The sequence below is a fragment of the Deltaproteobacteria bacterium genome (assembly GCA_020848905.1).
Lineage (GTDB): Bacteria > Myxococcota_A > Polyangia.
In genome coordinates, this window is the sequence record JADLHG010000030.1 from 74,784 (window position 1) to 89,065 (window position 14,282).

General features: G+C 70.5%; 13 protein-coding genes. 8 read left to right on the forward strand and 5 right to left on the reverse strand.

The window, feature by feature from the left end; translation table 11 throughout:
- Window positions 1-35: 35 nt before the first annotated feature.
- Window positions 36-1,367, forward strand: a complete 1,332-nt coding sequence (locus IT371_12060; GenBank protein MCC6748387.1) for a hypothetical protein — start codon at window positions 36-38, stop codon at window positions 1,365-1,367.
- Window positions 1,368-1,447: 80 nt separating this feature from the next.
- Here the strand turns inward: IT371_12060 and IT371_12065 are convergent, their stop codons facing one another.
- Entirely contained in the window at window positions 1,448-2,377 is a 930-nt protein-coding gene (locus IT371_12065) for a pirin family protein (protein MCC6748388.1), read from the reverse strand.
- A 144-nt stretch (window positions 2,378-2,521) separates the two neighbouring features.
- On the opposite strand from IT371_12065, the gene IT371_12070 reads away from it, so the two are divergent.
- From IT371_12070 to IT371_12080, 3 genes are all read left to right on the forward strand, one after another.
- Window positions 2,522-3,118 carry a hypothetical protein gene (locus tag IT371_12070; protein ID MCC6748389.1) on the forward strand — a complete coding sequence of 199 codons (597 nt, stop codon included), beginning with the start codon at window positions 2,522-2,524 and terminating at the stop codon, window positions 3,116-3,118.
- A 155-nt stretch (window positions 3,119-3,273) separates the two neighbouring features.
- On the forward strand, window positions 3,274-3,906 hold the full coding sequence (locus IT371_12075) for a hypothetical protein (protein MCC6748390.1): 633 nt from the start codon (window positions 3,274-3,276) through the stop codon (window positions 3,904-3,906).
- Between the two features lie 109 nt (window positions 3,907-4,015).
- Window positions 4,016-5,674 (forward strand): hypothetical protein, encoded by a 1,659-nt coding sequence (locus tag IT371_12080; protein MCC6748391.1) that lies wholly within the window; start codon window positions 4,016-4,018, stop codon window positions 5,672-5,674.
- Window positions 5,675-5,687: 13 nt separating this feature from the next.
- Here IT371_12080 and IT371_12085 read toward each other — a convergent pair whose 3' ends face one another.
- The 3 genes from IT371_12085 to IT371_12095 all read right to left on the reverse strand — a co-directional run bounded on the left by IT371_12085 (window position 5,688) and on the right by IT371_12095 (window position 7,346).
- The gene (locus IT371_12085) at window positions 5,688-6,008 is read right to left on the reverse strand and encodes an XRE family transcriptional regulator (protein MCC6748392.1); all 321 of its coding nucleotides are present in this window, start codon (window positions 6,006-6,008) and stop codon (window positions 5,688-5,690) included.
- Window positions 6,009-6,010: 2 nt separating this feature from the next.
- Entirely contained in the window at window positions 6,011-6,373 is a 363-nt protein-coding gene (locus IT371_12090; protein ID MCC6748393.1) for a type II toxin-antitoxin system RelE/ParE family toxin, read from the reverse strand.
- 88 nt (window positions 6,374-6,461) lie between these two features.
- Window positions 6,462-7,346: a hypothetical protein gene (locus IT371_12095; GenBank protein ID MCC6748394.1), complete on the reverse strand. Its 885-nt coding sequence runs from the start codon at window positions 7,344-7,346 to the stop codon at window positions 6,462-6,464.
- Between the two features lie 330 nt (window positions 7,347-7,676).
- Here IT371_12095 and IT371_12100 point away from each other — a divergent pair, with 330 nt between their 5' ends.
- From IT371_12100 to IT371_12110, 3 genes are read left to right on the forward strand one after another with little or no spacing between them, the layout of a single operon-like run.
- Entirely contained in the window at window positions 7,677-9,788 is a 2,112-nt protein-coding gene (locus tag IT371_12100) for a RecQ family ATP-dependent DNA helicase (protein MCC6748395.1), read from the forward strand.
- Between the two features lies 1 nt (window position 9,789).
- Window positions 9,790-11,070: a DNA-protecting protein DprA gene (locus IT371_12105; GenBank protein ID MCC6748396.1), complete on the forward strand. Its 1,281-nt coding sequence runs from the start codon at window positions 9,790-9,792 to the stop codon at window positions 11,068-11,070.
- 43 nt (window positions 11,071-11,113) lie between these two features.
- Window positions 11,114-11,614, forward strand: coding sequence for a hypothetical protein (locus IT371_12110; protein ID MCC6748397.1), 501 nt, complete (start codon window positions 11,114-11,116; stop codon window positions 11,612-11,614).
- Here the strand turns inward: IT371_12110 and IT371_12115 are convergent.
- Window positions 11,505-13,166, reverse strand: coding sequence for a B12-binding domain-containing radical SAM protein (locus tag IT371_12115; protein ID MCC6748398.1), 1,662 nt, complete (start codon window positions 13,164-13,166; stop codon window positions 11,505-11,507). The genes IT371_12110 and IT371_12115 overlap by 110 nt on opposite strands.
- Before the next feature lie 242 nt (window positions 13,167-13,408).
- On the opposite strand from IT371_12115, the gene IT371_12120 reads away from it, so the two are divergent.
- Window positions 13,409-14,278 (forward strand): sensor histidine kinase, encoded by an 870-nt coding sequence (locus IT371_12120; protein ID MCC6748399.1) that lies wholly within the window; start codon window positions 13,409-13,411, stop codon window positions 14,276-14,278.
- The last annotated feature ends 4 nt before the right edge of the window (window positions 14,279-14,282 follow it).

The window sequence follows — 14,282 nt, forward strand, 5'->3', positions numbered from 1 at the left end:
CGAAGTAGAGGCTGGCGATGGGAAGCAGAAGCGGGATGCGAGTCTGGGGTCTAGTCGGAGCCCTCGTGGGCTTGGGCGCGGGCTGCGGCAAGGGGACGGTCGAGAGCGGCACGATCCACGTCGTGACGCCCAAGCTCTCGGCCGCGGACGTACGCCGTGTGGCGGTGACGATCTCGGGGCCCGGGATCCCCACGCCGATCGTGCAGGACCTCACCCTCAGCTCCGGACAGTGGACGGGGACGATCAGCGGCATTCCCGCCGGCACGGCTCGGACCTTCGCGGGAGATGCCTTCGACGCGGGCGGCGCGCGCGTCTACGGCGGAAAGCTGAGCGGGGTGCTGATCGAGCCCGGGCGCACCGCGACGGTAATGCTGGTCCTCCAGCAGGTGACGCCTCCGCCCCCCTTTGCCAACCGCGTGCCGATCATCCATGGGCTTGTGCTCTCGTCCGAGGCGGTGGCGCCGGGACAGACCGTGACGATCGATCTCTCGGCCCGCGATGACGACGCCGGAGACGTGCTGGTCTACGACTGGAGTGCGACCCTCGGCAGCTTTGACGATGCGGCGGTGCAGGATCCCGTCTGGACTGCGCCCGCGACCGAGGGTGCGGCGCAGCTCACCGTGCAGGTGAGCGACGGGCGCGGCGGCACGCGGTCGCTTGGCTTCGCGATCACCGTGAGCCAGTCGCGAGCACGTGGCGGAGCGCTGGTGGTGGCCACGCTGAATACCTGGCCGGTCCTGAGCCAGCTCGTCGCGACGCCCGGCCGCGTGGACGGGGGCGGCGTAGTGAGCCTTTCGACGAGCGCGTTCGATCCCGAGCAGGCCGCGCTCCAGTTCGCCTGGAGCGACGGGGGAGGCGCGTGCGCGGGGACCTTCGATGTGCCCTCCAGCCCGAGCCCGACCTGGACGGCGCCGGCGGTGGCGCCGGCGGGCCGGCGGTGCACCCTGAGCGTGGCGGTGAGCGACGGAGCCGGCGGGAGCACGAGCGGGGCGATCACGATCGAGGTGGGCCCGGCCCCGACGCCGAACGTCGCGCCGGAGATCGAGCTTGCCTACCAGTCGGCGACGACGGGCGTGGTGGGCACGACCATGACCTTCCGAGTGCAGGCCCGAGATCCCGAGGGACAGGCCCTCACCTTCGCCTGGTCGGCCACGGGCGGCACACTCGCGACGCCCACGACGACCGCCACGACGAGCGAGGTGATCTGGACCGTGGACTGTCCCTCCCTGGTAGAAGGAGGCGAGCCCACCCCGGCCGTGGTCCGCGCCCGCGTGACCGACGCGCAGGGGGCGAGCACGACGCAGGAGTTCGTGGCGAGCTGCACGCCGGGCCTGCCGCCTGCTCCTCCGCCGCACCCGAAGCGGTAGCTCCGCGTTCCACCGCCGCAGCTTGAGGAGCTCCGACGCCGTCCGGCGCGAGCTGCCCGACGTCATGGCCGTCTCCTCCATCAGTCCTCGAGGTCCCCGAACTTCCCGCTGTTGAAGTCGTGGATCGCCTGCTCGATCTCCCGCCGGCTGTTCATGACGAAGGGCCCGTACTGCACCACCGGCTCGCCGATCGGCTCTCCCCCGAGGACCAGGAGCTGGGCCTCGGGGCCCGCCTCGACGACGATCCGGTCGCCCTGGTTCTCGAAGACAACGAAGTCGTGCATGGTCGCCTTCGCCGCGCCGTTGACCGTGAGCTCACCCTGCATCACCAGCAGCCCAACATTCTGGCGGGCCGGGAACGGGAGCTCGACCGTGCCCCCGGCGTTCAGGCGGACGTCGAGCACGCTCATCGGCGTGTAGGTCTTCGCCGGTCCCTTGGCGCCCTGGAATTCGCCCGCGATGATTCGCACCTGGCCGGCGTCGTTGGGCAGCGCGACCTGGCCCATCCGGTCGGCGGCGATGGCCTGGTAGTGCGGCGCGTCCATCTTGTGCGCCCGGGGCAGGTTCACCCAGAGCTGCGCCATCTGGAACGGGCCGCCGTGCTTCGCCCAGCCGGCCTCGTGGTGTTCCTTGTGGAGGATGCCCGAGGCCGCGGTCATCCACTGGACGTCGCCGGGCCCGATCACGCCGCCGGCGCCGGTGCTGTCGTGGTGCGCGACGCTCCCCTGAAAGGCCAGCGTCACGGTCTCGAACCCGCGATGCGGATGCACACCGACGCCCCGCGGGCGCACCGCCGGCGGGTATTCGTACGTCGGGTGGTAGTCGAGCAAGAGAAACGGGTCCAGCTTGCGGACCGCGTCCGGTATCGCCGAGAAATAGCCGGCGACGCGAAACCCGTCGCCCACCCAGTGGAGGCTGGGGGCCTGGTAGATGCCCTCGATGGCCCTGGCCGCGGCCGCCGGGGTTGGCTGCGCCGCCGTGCGACCTTGAAGATCCTGTCCGGGTACCATGTCTCAGCCTCCTCGGCGATAGCGCCGCCCACGGTCTTGACGTAAAGATACGTCTCCTCGAGCGACTGCCAAGGGCGGGCGTGCCGGTATCAGCGGTGGCGCCGCCTCGATGCGGTACGGTCCATCGATCACAAGGAGGGCGACATGCGCGTGCGTGCCGGTATCGGGTCTCTTCTGCTCCTGCCGCTCTTCGCCCTGGGCCCAGGATGCGGGTCCTCGAGCAGTCCCTCGCCCGACGGAAGTCTCCCCTCGGGCGACAGCCGAACCGTGGACGGCAGGTCCCCCGGCGACGGGCGCCCCGCGCTGGATCGGAGCCCCGGGGACACCTCGGCACCCTCCGGCTGCACGTGCGGCCCCTCGGAGGGCTGCCTCCTGGCGGTGGTCACGCGGCTCGCCGACGAGTCCAACTTCCCCTGGAAGGTGTGGCCGACGGAGGTAGATGGCGTGGGCCCGTTGATCGTGAGCGCGACGCAGGGCACCTCCGTCCTCGCCCGGAAGGTCCTGCCGAGCTCCGATTTGAAACCGACGAGCGCGTCTTTCAGCGTAGACCTCGGCTGCCTCGCCGCGGGCTCGACGGACGTGCGCGCGTTCCTCGACGACAACGCGAACGCCGGGGCGAACGACACGTCGAGCTCCGATTACCGCGACACCTGTCTGCCGGGTCTGCGCAAGGTCACGGTGACCGTCGAGGCCCAGAAGAGGACCCGGGCCGAGCTCTCACTCGCCAACTCGTGCGACTGACCTTCGCGCGGCGCCGACGGCCTTCGAACGGCGCCAGCCACCCGTGCCATCTTCGTACGCAACCGCCCTGTCAGATTCCCGGCCCTCGGAGCGTCTTCACCCTCGATCAACCACTGCCGCCGCCGAGGCGGCCGCTCGACGGAGGAGGTGACGCCATGCATCGAGGTTTCTACGAGGCAGCGTGGATGGGCGCGGAGCCGCCTGTGGTGGACGTGCGCGATCGCGCGACGGTGGCGCCGGAGGGGCTGGAGGAGGACGTGGTCGGCGATGAGCTGGGACTCTTTGGGCTGCTGCGCGCGGCGGAGGGACTGGCCGCGGCGGAGCCGCCGAGCTGGATGGACGCGGCGGCATCGCTGATCTCCATCTCCTTCGAGGGGCTGGAGGAGACGCGGGTCGAGGGCGAGGTGGACGGGCTCGAGCTCTGGGAGATCGAGGCGGCCATGAGCTGGGAGGCCGAGCTGGACGCGCAGGCCGAGCTCGAGACACGCGCCGAGCGGGCGGCGTTCCGCGGTCGACGGCTTCCGGGCTGGTCGGCGACGGACGCCCGCTCGATCGTGCGCGCGCTCGAGGACGCCGGTGCCGACGAGGACGACGGCGTCGACGGGGAGTGGGAGTTCGCGCGCCTCGACCGTGACGGTAACGTGCTCTCCGAGGACAGCGACGACGGGGTCGGCGGGGACGACTGGGACGACGGCCATCCGGACCAGGACGACCTGGCCCCCGAGGGCCTCGGGAGCGGCGAGCTCGACTGGGACACCCACGACTACGAGTCGGGTTACGACTACTGAGTAGTGCCCCCGCCTGGCCGCGACCTCGAGAGCGCCACGACCTCAGAGACCCTGGTGTTCCCTGCCGCCCCAGCGTTAGGCTCGCGCCCACGTCGGGAGGGCGAAGCCGATGGCGACCAACACGCGGCGCAGGGGCATCGAGTGGGTGGGGGGCATCGTCTCGATGCCGGCGTACGTGACGGGCGAGGGCGAGCCGTACCGACCCGAGGCGCTCTTCTGGATGAACGCCGACGGGGCCATGCTCGGCCACCGGGCCGGCAAGCCCGGGACGCTCCTCGCGCGGGCTGCCGACATACTGCGCGACACAATCGAGCGCCCGATGTGGGGGCCGGCGCGCGCCCCGTCCCGCGTGCGCGTCGCCTCGCCCGAGCTTGCAGCAGCGCTCCGCGCGGGGCACCCGACGCTCGAGGTGGTGTGCGCACCGACGCCGGAGATCGACGCGGCGCTCGCCTCGCTGCGGGAGGCGCTGGCGGCGGACGCCGACGACGAGACATCGTACCTGTCGCCCAAGGTCGGGCCCGACCACGTGGCCTCGTTCTTCCGCGCCGCGGCGGCCTTGTTTCGCGCGAAGCCCTGGGAGATCGTGCCGGGCGACAATAGCCTCTTCCGCCTGACGATCGAGGCGCTCGGCGTGCGCGGGGCGGTGGTCTCCGTCATCGGCCAGATGGGGCACCATCTCGGGCTGGTCCTCTTCGCGGACCTCGACGACTACGAAGCTTTTGTCGACGCGGCCGACGCCATCGAGGAGGGCGACGAGCCCGCGTTGCCTCCGCACGTCGCGCTCAACTTCGAGCGCGGGGCGGAGCTCAGCCCGGCGCTGCGCAAGGAGATCGCGGAGCACGGCTGGGAGGTCGCCGCCGCAGACGCCTACCCGTGGCTCGTCGCGGTCGACGAGGATCTCGTCGTGCGCCCGACCACCGCCGAGGAGCTGACGCTTGCAGAGGCGCTCGCGCTCGCCTTGACCGAGGTGCTCGGCGCCAGGGAGGCCCTCGACGCGGCGTGGGACGGCGACGGGCCCTTTGCCCAAACCCTCTCCGTTCGAACCCACGTCGGCGAGCTCGAGGTCACGCTGCAGGCGCCGTACGAGCGGGTGGCCACGGAGCTGCGGCCCCCGTACGACGTGCTCGCCGCGCTACGAGCGCTCGACCAGGACGGAGAGGAGCTCGATCCCGACGCGCTGGGCCCACTCGAGGACGAGCTCATGCGGAGCTTCGCGGCGTCTCCCGAGGCGGCGTCACTCACCGAGCTCGGCGCGTGCCGCATGATCATGGACTTCGGCGCGGACCACTTCGGCGCCACGATCGCGACGCTCGGGCCAAGCGAGCTGCGGGAGATTGTCTTCGCTATCATCCCACGCAAGGTATTGATCGAGGCGGAGGCCGCGCGATCGACCATCGAGCAGAGCCGGGCGTTCTACGCCTTCCTCAAGCGTGAGCTCGAGCTGCCGCAAGCCGAGGCCTGCCTGCGCGTGCTCGGAGGCAAGGCCGTGGCCAAGCTTGAGGCCGCGCTGTCGGACTCGAGCAACTTTGGCATGGGGAAGTCCCTCGTCGTGGCGGGCCGCGACGCGGGCTACGACACGAGCACCGAGGCCGGGTTGCAGGCGTGGATGCGAGCGATCGAGTCCAGGCCGTTGCCGGTTTCCTTCGGCCTGCCCTCGTTCGGCGAGCCACCGCGCGCCCCGAAGAAGGCCGCGCCGGGCGCAAAGGCGCGGGCAAAGAAGAAGGGGAAGCGCACGGCGACCAGCAAGGCGCGCAAGAAGAACCGCTGAGCGGGGAAGAGCCCTACCGACCGCTCAGCCGCACCATCTTGTTGCCGAAGCGGATCGTCACCTCGAGCTCACCACCCAGGGCCTCGACGTAGCGGCGCAGGGTCGAGAGGCGCTTGTCCTCGCGGCGCTCGAGGCGGGAGAGCTCGGACTGGGTGGTCTTGACCCTCTGCGCGAGCTCCTCCTGGGTGATGCCGAGGAGCTCGCGAACCTCGCGCAGGTCCAGCTCCAGCGACGCTCGTTCCACCCACTGCTCATCCTCGGCGACCTGGGCCGGGGTCAGCCGCGCGTCGAGACGCGCTCTGACGTCCTTCCAGCGCTTCGGCTTGCTCGGCATGCTCAATCCTCCTCGTCGTGCAGCCCTGCGGCCTGCTCGGCCAGGTACTGCGCCCAGATGTTTTCCGCCCGCGGAACCATCCTTTCGTAGAAGCGACCGTCACCCGTCTTGTCACCACCGATGATCAGCACCGCATTTCGCCTCGGGTCGAAAGCGTAGAGCACGCGCAACGGACGGCCTCCGGACTGAATGCGCAGCTCACGGAGCGCGTAGCGGCTTCCATTGATCGCGCTCGCATGGGGATGGCCGAGCGCCACGCCACGCTGCTCGAGTAGGTCCACGCACCGCTTCACCGCGCGGCCGTCTGCATCGTCGAGGGTCTCGAACCAGCCGACGAACTCGTCGGTGACCAGCACCTCGACCATGGGATGATTATGAACTATGGTGAATATGCTGTCGAGTGTCTATTCTGCGATCAGGCGGTCGAGCTGGCTTGTGGCGACCTCCCCTCCCCTACCCCCGCTTCTTTGCCACCGCATCGAAGAACCACCAGCCCACGGCGCCCTTGGCGGGGAGCGGCTCCTCGAGGACGCGCGGGGCCGCGAGCTGCCAGTGCCAGGCGCCGTGGATGGCCCAGGGCGAAGGCGAGGCCTGGCTCGTGCCGACGACCTCCACGGTACCAACGATGCAACCGAGGGGCAGCTCGTCGGGAACGTGGAGCCCGCACAGGGCCTCGCACTCCTCGAGCGCCTCGAGGCTGGGCGGCGCGGCCGAGGCGTGAAGGGCAATCCGGCCCCGCCGCGTGCAGTTCATAGCGCGGTTCTCCACGTCCTTGCCGGCGTGCAGTATGGCCCAGGCCCACGGCTGCCGGACGCTGAGCGTGGCGATCCCTCGGCCGGGGGCGACGTTCGGCCCCTCGCGCAGCATCGACGCGTCCCCGTATTCGACAGTCCGGATGCGCTTCGCGGCCGCTCGCGCTTCCATCCGGCGGCGCACGAGGCCCCGTTTCGCCTCCCGCTCGGCCCGCTCCGCGAGCTGCTTCGCCTCGGCCGCGCGCTCGAGCTCCTCCCCGGCGCTCGGGTTCTGCTTCGCGATGGCCGCCAGCAGGGCCTTCGCCTTGACGGGACCAACGCGCACGACAGTGCCCACGCCGCTCCGTGTCGGCACGGGCACCCCCAGTGCCACGGGTCGCGCGAGCTGCCCCGTCCGTCGGCGCAGATAGAAGATGAAGTGCCCGCGCGGGCCGATGCCCTCCACCCCGGCGAGCTCGGCGACGGCGACCACCTTCGGCTCCCGCGGACCGTCGCAGACCAGCACCAGGTCCTCGCGGAGCCAGGTGTACGGCGAGCGGGGCGTCGTCCAGCGCACCCTGACCCCCGGCGTGGGATCGCCCTCCACGCCCTCTCCGTCCGGTCGACCGAGCACGGCCCAGACCTGGGCCTTGGCGCCGCTCGCTCCGCCGCCGCGCTTCGTTGACGAAGTCTTCTCCGGTCTGCTGCGGGTCGGGATGCATCCCCCTGTCTGGCGAAGCCGATGGGCTGTTCCGGCGGCTCATGCTACCAGAGGTAGGGAGTGCGGCCCAGGGCCAAGCGGCGCGCCGCAGAAAGGACCTGACCCCCTGTCAGATTCTCGCGGGCTCCAGCGTCTGCTACCCGACCGGGTGCGGTCTGGAATAGAGCCCGGGGACCGCGATGCCATCGCAGGGCAACGAAGGGGGGGACAAGGCGCGTGAGCAAGCTCGCACGAGATCGGCTGGAAGGACGGGAGATCCTGCGACAGGCCCTGGCTAATCCGGAAGCGGACTTTCGCCCAGGTCAGTGGGAAGCCATCGACCGCCTGGTCAACCGGCGCGAGCGACTGCTCGTGGTCGAGCGCACGGGCTGGGGCAAGAGCAGCGTCTACTTCATCGCCACGCGGCTGCTGCGCAACCGAGGGCGTGGACCAACGATCATCATCTCGCCCCTGCTTGCGCTCATGCGCAACCAACTCGAGGCGGCGAAACGACTGGGGCTGCGCGCCCGTACCGTCAATTCCGCCAACCGCCAGGACTGGCCGGCGATCCAGCGCGCCCTGCGTGCGAATCAGGTCGACGCCCTCCTCATCTCGCCCGAGCGTCTGAGCAACGACGCCTTCGTGCGGGAGACCCTCGAACCGGTGGCACGGAACGTCGGCATGCTCGTCGTCGACGAGGCGCACTGCATCTCCGACTGGGGACACGACTTCCGTCCCGACTACCGGCGCATCGTCAGGGTCCTGCAACACATGACGCCCCAGGTCGCGGTCCTGGGCACCACGGCCACCGCCAACCAGCGCGTCATCGACGACGTCGTGACCCAACTGGGGGGCATCGGCATCCAGCGGGGCTCCCTGGTGCGCAATAGCCTGGCCCTGCAGAACCTTCGCCTCCCGGACCAGGCCGCCTGCCTCACCTGGCTCGCGAAATATCTGCCGGGCCTGGAGGGCGCGGGCATCATCTACGTGCTGACCAAGCGACTCGCCGAGGAAGCGTCGACGTGGCTTCAGCAGAGAGGCATCGACGCACGGCCCTACCATGCCGGCGTCGAGGACTCTTCCGGCCGCAGAAAGGCCGACCACCGCGTCCAACTGGAACGGATGCTCCTCGAGAACCGCGTCAAGGCCTTGGTCTGTACGACGGCCCTGGGCATGGGGTTCGACAAGCCAGACCTCGGGTTCGTGATTCACCTCCAAGCCCCCGGTTCGCTCGTCTCCTACTACCAGCAGGTCGGACGAGCCGGACGAGCTCTCGAGCGCGCCGTCGGGGTCTTGCTCTCGTCGCCGGAGGACGAAAAGACGAACGCCTACTTCCGCGACGCCGCCTTCCCGAAGGACGGCGAGGTGCAAACCGTGCTCGACGCGCTCGACGCGTGCGATGGACTCGGCGAGGAGGGCCTCCTTCGCAGCACCAACCTCAAGGAGACGCGCCTAAGATACACGCTGCGCTTCCTCGAGGCCCTCGAGTCGGCCCCCCTGATGAAGGTGGACGGCCAATGGAGGCGCCTTCCCGTCGAGTACAGGCTCGACGAGGAATACGTTCGACACATCAGGGCTCGCCGCGAGGCGGAATGGCGCGAGGTTCAGCGCTACCTCGACACCAAAGAGTGTCTGATGAGGTTTCTCGCTCGTGCGCTGGATGATCCGAGCGCCGCCGACTGTGGTCGGTGCGCGAATTGCACGGGCCGGCCGGTGGTCCGTGGCGCGAGCGAAGCGGTGCCAAAGGAGGACGCCGCACGTTTCCTCACGCGACGTGACTTCCCCTTCGTTGCACGGGAGGAGCTCGACGGAGGGACGTTGCCGAAATATGGGTTCTCCAGACGTATCCCGCCACACCTGCTGCCCGAGGAGGGGCGGGTGCTCAGTCGGTGGCGCGATTCGGGATGGGGTCAGGTGGTGGCTGACGAGAAGGCGGCCGGCCACTTCGGCGCTGGGCTCGTGGATGCCACGGCGGAGATGATCGCGACACGTTGGAGGCCGTGCCCGGAGCCCCTGTGGCTCACCTGCGTCCCATCGCAGCGGCACCCCGAGCTCGTCCCCGACTTCGCACGCCGGCTGGCCGCGCGACTCGGCCTGCCCTTCGTGCCCGCCGTGCGCAAGGTGCGGGACAACGCGCCGCAGAAGGAGCAGCAGAATCGCTTCCAGCAGTGCCAAAACCTCGACGGGGTCTTCGCCGTCGAAGAGGGCATTCCCCCGGGCCCCGTCCTTCTGGTAGACGATATCGTGGACTCGGGCTGGACCCTGACGGTGATCGCGGCGCTGCTCCGACGCGCGGGGAGCGGCCCGGTCTTGCCCGTGGCGCTGGCCTCGACGAGCACCGGAGACTGAGATGACCCTCGGGCCCCAGACGCAGGCGGTGCTGCTCCTCACCGCGCGCTTCGGCAAGCCCGGCCCGACGGAGCCCCGGCCCCTCTCCCCGACGGAGTGGGGCCGCTTCGCGCTCTGGCTGCACGAACGCGGGCTTCGCCCCGAGGACCTGCTCGAGGCCGACCCCACAGGGCGGCTCGACGGCTTCTCCGACCAGAGCATCGGCCCCGAGCGCGTGGGCTTTCTGCTCGGACGGGGCGCGGCGCTCGGCCTGGCCTCGGAGCGCTGGGCGCGGGCGGGGATCTGGGTGCTCACGCGCGGCGACACGGCCTATCCGTCGCGCCTCAAGAAGCACTTCCAGAACGCGACTCCACCCGTGCTCTTCGGCTGCGGCAAGCGCGAGCTCCTCGACAAGGGGGGGCTCGCCGTGGTGGGTTCGCGCAACGCCACGGCCGAGGAGCTCGGTTTCGCCACCGAGCTCGGGCGCACCGCCGCCGCCCAGGGGCACTCGATCGTCTCCGGCGGCGCGCGCGGCATCGACGAGGCCGCCATGCTCGGCGCGCTGGACCGCGAGGGCACCGTCGTCGGCGTGCTGGCGGACGACCTGCTGAAGTCCGCCACCTCGGCGCGATTTCGCCAGGGGCTTCTCGCGAAGAACCTCGTGCTGGTCTCTCCCTTCGGCCCCGAGACCGGTTTCGAGGTGGGCAACGCGATGGGGCGCAACAAGTACATCTACGCGCTCGCCGAAGCCGCTGTGGTCGTCACCTCCACCGAGGGCAAGGGCGGCACCTGGGCCGGCGCGCTCGAAGACCTCAAGCACCGCTGGGTGCCGCTCTGGGTGCGGCGCACCGGCGATACGCCGCCGGGCAACGCGGCGCTGCTGGGGCGCGGAGCACGGCCGCTTCCCGACGGCGAGCTCGACCTCGCAGCGCTCTTCGCCGCGTCGTCGGAGGCCCCTGCCAACGCCGCACCCGTCGCCTCCCCTTCGACTGGGGAGCGCACGCCGCGCACCGTCGCCCTCGCACCCGCTCAGGTGGAGCTCGACCTCCGACCCCGAGCGGTGGCCCCGAAGCCCGAGGCGCCGCCCCGCCCGCCGCCTACAGAGGCCCCTCCACCCGACTCCTTCTACGCCTTCTTCCTCTCCCGGCTACGCGCCCTCACCGCCGATGGGCCGCTCACCGAGGCTGCGCTGCTCGCGGCGCTCGAGCTGACGAAGCCCCAGCTCACGACCTGGCTGAAGCGCGCCGTGACCGAGGGACACGCGGCCAGGCTTGCCCGACCGGTTCGCTATCGCGCTACGTGAACCCTCCGGAGCCATGCTATGACCGGGCCCCATGGAGGTCTTCATGCTCGATACTCGCTTGGCTGGATCCATCCTCGCCGCCAGTGCGGCGCTCGTCACCATCGTCGCACCCTCGCCCACTCGCGCCAGCGACCCGGACGTGGCCGGGATGCAGCGCATCTTCACCGCCATGGAAGGCGCCCTGCGCACGCCGAACGAGAAGGTCTTCAAGGCCCACTGGTTCCCCGCGGGCTACGAGAAGAACCTCGTCGGCGGCTCGGGACTACCGGGCAAGGCGGTCTTCGGCCAGGGCTCGCGCAAGAAGTGGTACCTGAAGGCCGACTTCTCGAAGCTCACCAGCGTGGGCCGCGGCGGCCCGTGGATCGTGTACTGCGACATCTGGTCCTGGGAGAGGGAGAAGGCCGTGGACGACGTCCACGCCGCGCTCATCTACGTCAAGAAGCAGTGGGTTGTGCTCGGGGCGGGAGAGAAGAAGGAGCAGGTGGAGGCGCTGGCCAAGCGCTACCTCGCGAAGCAGCCGCTCGAGCCGCCCGCCTCGAAGTAGTCGCCGCCGCGCTCGCCGTCGCCTCTTCGACCGCGCTCTCCCTGGGTCCGCCCGTGCAGGCCAGCGCCGGGAGCACGTCCTCCGCGGTGAAGCGGATCATGTGCTCCCCCGCGATGGCGAAGGCCATGCCGCGCGCGAAACTCTGGCGGCCGAGCAGCGCCGCCTGCGCGAGGAAACGCCAGTACTCGGCGCGGTAGCTCCCGCGCACCCCCTGCTTCCAGATCGACAGGGCCAGCGCGCGCGCCGCGAACCCGAGGGGCCGGCGATAGGGGCTCGCCTTCGCCCCGCGCTGGAGCTCGAGGCTCCGGAGCGCCCTGCCGAAGTAGGCCCGCGGTTCGTAGAGCCGCGCGAGGAGGCGCTCGTAACCTGCCACGAGCTCGTCCTCGGGGAGCCGAGTGACGAAGTTCGACCGCCCCTGGTTACCCCCCTCGCTGACGTGGCGCAGCCGACCCTCGGCCTTGAGCCGCCGCCAGAGCTGCGTGCCAGGAAGCGCCGTGAGCATCCCCACCATGGCCATGGCGATCGGCGAGCGCGAGATGAACTCGTGCTGCCGCTCGAAGATCTGGGCGTCGTCGGCGTCGAAGCCCACGATGAAGCCGGCCATCACGTTCAGGCCGCTCGAGACGAGCTTCTCCACCGCGCGATCCAGCTCGAGGTGCAGGTTCTGCCGCTTGTGCGTCTCGGCGAGCGCCTCGCGCGAGGGCGTCTCGATGCCGAGGAAGACCGCGGAGAAGCCGGCCGCGACGAGCGCCGCGACGAGCGCGTCCTCCCCGGCCAGGTTGACCGAGGCCTCGGTGAAGAAATCGAACGGAAAGGCGTGCGTCCGGCTCCACGTGCCAAGCGCACCGAGCATGCGCTTCGCCGCGACCTTGTTGCCGATGAAGTTGTCGTCGACGACGAAGACCGCGCCGCGATAGCCGGTAGCCCGCACGGCGTCGAGCTCCGCGACGAACTGCTCGGGCGACTTGGTCCGCGGCACGCGACCGAAGATCTCGATGATGTCGCAGAACTCGCAGTTGAAGGGGCACCCGCGGGAGAACTGCACCCCGACCGCCGTGTAGTGCTGGACCTTGAGGAGGTCGAAGCGCGGCGGCGGGCTCTTCGCCGGATCGGGCCGCGCGGCGGCCGGGCCCACCCGAGCGGGCGCGTCCCCCGCCTCGAGCGCGGCCAGAAACCCCGGCAGAAGGTCCTCCGCCTCGCCGAGCACGAGATGATCCACCTCGGGGGCCGCCTCGGGATCGGTCGTCACGTACGGGCCCCCCGCCACGACGCGCTTCCCCGCCGCGTGCGCGCGACGCACCACCTCGTGGAACGACTCCTGCTGCACGCGCATGGCGGAGAGCAGCACCACGTCGCTCCAGGCGAGGTCGGCGTCGGACAGCGGCTCCACGTTCAGATCCACGAGCCGCAGGCGCCAGTGCGCGGGGCACAGCGCGGCCACCGTGAGCAGCCCGAGCGGCGGCAAGACCGCGCGCTTTCCGGTGATGGCGTGGGTGTATTCCTGGCCCCAGTACGTGCGCGGGAAGCGCGGATAGACAAGCAACGCTCTCATGGCTTTACTATGGGAGGGCGCATGTCACGGTTGTGTCACAGGTTCATCATTCCTTGTCCTTGCCGCACGGCGGCGATCCCCGGCCGACCGAGGCTGTCCGGGGACCCTCCGAGATCGGCGCGCCCGTGACCGAATCCTTGGCCGAGAGCGTATCCGCCGCCCCCACCCCTGCTCCCGCCCCTGCCGCGCCGCGTCCTCGTGCGAGGCGCCGGGCGAGAGCCGGGGAGTTCCGCCGCCTCGGCCTGCTGGCGCTGATCTTCATCGTCACCCCGAGCGCGCTGATCCTGTCGGTCGGCATCCTGGTGCTGGCCTTCGGCCAGAAGGCCCACGAGACGGTTTTCGGCATCTTGATCCTGAGCTTTGCCGCCGTGCTGGTGGCGGGCGTGATCGCGACGCTGGTCTACGTCCGTCGAGAGCGCGGCATCGCGCGCCTGCAGACCGACTTCGTCTCGAAGGTCTCGCACGACCTCCGCACCCCGCTCACCAGCATCCGCATGTTCGTGGAGACGCTGCAGATGGGGCGCGTCGAGAGCCCCGAGACGACCGCCCAGTGCCTGAACGTGATCGCCACCGAGACGGCGCGCCTCACCACGCTCATCGACCGGCTGCTCCTCTGGGCCCGCATGGAGGCCGGCCAGCTCCGCTACGCCACGGCCCCGCACACCGTCGAGGACCTCGTCGAATCGGCGCTCGACGCCTTTGCCCCGCAGCTCCTCGTCACCCCCGCGCGCGTGACCTGCGAGCTCCCCCCCGACCTCCCGCGCGTGAACGTGAACCTGCAGGCCATGACCGAAGCGCTCCTGAACCTGCTCCAGAACGCGCACCGCTACACCGGGGCCGACAAGCAGATCACCCTGCGCGCGCAGAGCCGCGGGCCGGTCGTCGAGCTCGAGGTGGAAGACAACGGCCCGGGCGTCCCCGAGGTGGCCGAGCGCCGCATCTTCGAGAAGTTCTACCGCGCTCCCGACGCCGAGCTCGGGAATGTCCCCGGCACCGGGCTCGGCCTGGCCATCGTGGAGAACATCGTGCAGGCCCACGGCGGCACGGTGGCGCTCTGCCGCCGCCCGGAGAGGGGGGCGATCTTCGTGATCACTCTCCCCGCGGTGAGCTGAGAGA

Excerpts from the sequence above, each read along its gene's own strand:
- IT371_12090 (MCC6748393.1), bottom strand. The coding sequence starts at position 6,373 with ATGGTCGAGGTGCTGGTCACCGACGAGTTCGTCGGCTGGTTCGAGACC.
- IT371_12110 (MCC6748397.1), top strand. The coding sequence starts at position 11,114 with ATGCTCGATACTCGCTTGGCTGGATCCATCCTCGCCGCCAGTGCGGCG.
- IT371_12080 (MCC6748391.1), top strand. The coding sequence starts at position 4,016 with ATGGCGACCAACACGCGGCGCAGGGGCATCGAGTGGGTGGGGGGCATC.
- IT371_12070 (MCC6748389.1), top strand. The coding sequence starts at position 2,522 with ATGCGCGTGCGTGCCGGTATCGGGTCTCTTCTGCTCCTGCCGCTCTTC.
- IT371_12075 (MCC6748390.1), top strand. The coding sequence starts at position 3,274 with ATGCATCGAGGTTTCTACGAGGCAGCGTGGATGGGCGCGGAGCCGCCT.
- IT371_12115 (MCC6748398.1), bottom strand. The coding sequence starts at position 13,166 with ATGAGAGCGTTGCTTGTCTATCCGCGCTTCCCGCGCACGTACTGGGGC.
- IT371_12060 (MCC6748387.1), top strand. The coding sequence starts at position 36 with ATGCGAGTCTGGGGTCTAGTCGGAGCCCTCGTGGGCTTGGGCGCGGGC.
- IT371_12085 (MCC6748392.1), bottom strand. The coding sequence starts at position 6,008 with ATGCCGAGCAAGCCGAAGCGCTGGAAGGACGTCAGAGCGCGTCTCGAC.
- IT371_12105 (MCC6748396.1), top strand. The coding sequence starts at position 9,790 with ATGACCCTCGGGCCCCAGACGCAGGCGGTGCTGCTCCTCACCGCGCGC.
- IT371_12065 (MCC6748388.1), bottom strand. The coding sequence starts at position 2,377 with ATGGTACCCGGACAGGATCTTCAAGGTCGCACGGCGGCGCAGCCAACC.